Origin of the sequence: Gordonibacter sp. (genome assembly GCF_036667095.1) — a bacterium.
GTDB lineage: Bacteria > Actinomycetota > Coriobacteriia > Coriobacteriales > Eggerthellaceae > Gordonibacter.
In genome coordinates this window covers 1-1,715 of record NZ_JAVWUP010000352.1, presented here as the reverse complement: position 1 = coordinate 1,715, position 1,715 = coordinate 1, and the positions used below count along the sequence as shown (strand labels likewise).

Annotated in this window: 1 protein-coding gene and 1 pseudogene; one reads left to right on the top strand and one right to left on the bottom strand. The window is 56.9% G+C overall.

Going from position 1 to position 1,715, the window contains the following annotated elements:
• Window positions 1-182 precede the first annotated feature (182 nt).
• The gene (locus RR842_RS14530) at window positions 183-836 is read right to left on the bottom strand and encodes a TetR/AcrR family transcriptional regulator C-terminal domain-containing protein (RefSeq protein WP_332514837.1); all 654 of its coding nucleotides are present in this window, start codon (window positions 834-836) and stop codon (window positions 183-185) included.
• A 371-nt stretch (window positions 837-1,207) separates the two neighbouring features.
• On the opposite strand from RR842_RS14530, the pseudogene RR842_RS14525 reads away from it, so the two are divergent.
• Window positions 1,208-1,715, top strand: a pseudogene (locus RR842_RS14525) (NADH:flavin oxidoreductase); the annotation flags it as partial.

The window sequence follows — 1,715 nt, the reverse complement described above, 5'->3', positions numbered from 1 at the left end:
ATCTCCGACTTTGAGGAGGCGCCGGCGCTCGGCGAGCACACGCAGGCGGTTCTGCGGGAGCTTGGCTGGTCGGAGGCTGAAATCATGGAGTTGGTAGAGAGCGGTGGGGCACTTGTGGCCGGGAAGGGGGCTTCCTAGAACAGCGAGCTGCCAAGTGCACGCCGTGCGAAGGGGCGACGCTGCTACAAGTTGCGCCTGAGCTGAGCTTCCTTGATCTGCATCTCGAGCGAGCTGTGGATGATGTTGGCGAAGGGCCCGGCGTGTCCCGCGAGGCGCTCTGCTCCTGGCTGGTCGCACTTGCGGATGAAGTAGTACAAAAACGCGCAGGTGTAGAACTCGGCTAGGAACTGGATGTTGTCCTCGGGCAGGTATCGGTTCGCCAGGATGAGGTCGATGTCGTCGCGCAAGGCTGGCAGGTAGAGGTTGTACAGGTAGTTGCGCAGCGAATAGGGGCTGTTGTCGACGAGTGCCTGGGTGTAGAAGTGCCGCTTGGCCTCGAGTACGCGCGCGAAGCACTCGAAGAACTCTGCATGGTCGAGCGAGCGAACGCCCGATTTCTGCTGGATGTAGAAGGGGAACTGTGCCGAGGAATCGGTCGTGCCCGTCTCGTAGACGAGTGCGCTTTCCGGGAAGCAGCGTTTGAGCTCCTGGCCCAAGTCGTGCCGGAGGATCCAAGTGACCAAACAGTCCTTGTTCTCGAAATGGTAGTAGAACGTCTTGCGGTTCTTTCCTGTGCGCTCGATGATGTCGCTGATGGACACCTTTTTAAGCGGCATCTCGTCACACAGTGCGACGAACGTGTCGGCAATGAGCAGCATCGTGTTCAGGGCGTTCATATCCTCGGGCCTCGCTCTCGCTAAAGCGGTCATCAAGAACGCTGTCATTATACGTCGGTTTTCAGCGCATTTCTAGGACATTTTTGAAAAAATGTGCAACTTAAAAACCACTTACAGCATGAAATGAAACCCTATCTTGAAGATATTGCCTGCTTATTCGGCCTCATAGCATCTTAAATTGGGTATGTTTTGGCCTCTTGATTAACCATAAAGACAATTCTGTCCATCGAAACAATGATTTTTGGCGCATACAATATCACTTGAGAGGTCGGCTGGTTTCCAGGACGGGATAGATTGCAGGGAACGGCCTCGAAAGGGCACTTGCATAAAAGACGCTTACGCATAGTTTAAAGCGGAAAGGGGTTCGCATCGTGGCAAAGTATCAGAAACTGCTCGAACCGTTCAACATCGGCGGGGTTGAGATCAGAAACCGGTTCGTCATGCTTCCCATGACCACCGAGATGGTCGACAACTACTACATCACCGATTCAATAGTCGACTTCTACGAGGAGCGCGCGAAAGGCGGCACGGGCCTGCTGGAGCTGGGCAGCGCCTACATAAGCGACTGCTTCAACGCGACGCCGAAGTACCATACCACGACCGGTGCAGCGGGCATTTGGGACGACTCGTTCGTGCCTGGCCTCGCCCGCATCGCGGATGCCTGCCGCAAGCACGGGGCCAAGTCGGCCGTGCAGCTGCAGCTGTGCTACGAGTGGCGTGCAACGGATGCCGACGAGTTAAAGTCCTACGCCCCGTCCAAGGACGTGCCGAGCGGCCCGTTCGTGGGTATGCCCGAATGCGAGTACACCAAAGAAGAGATCGCCATCGTGGTGAAGCAGTACGGCGAGGCGGCGCGCCGCGCCAAGGAGGCCGGCTTCG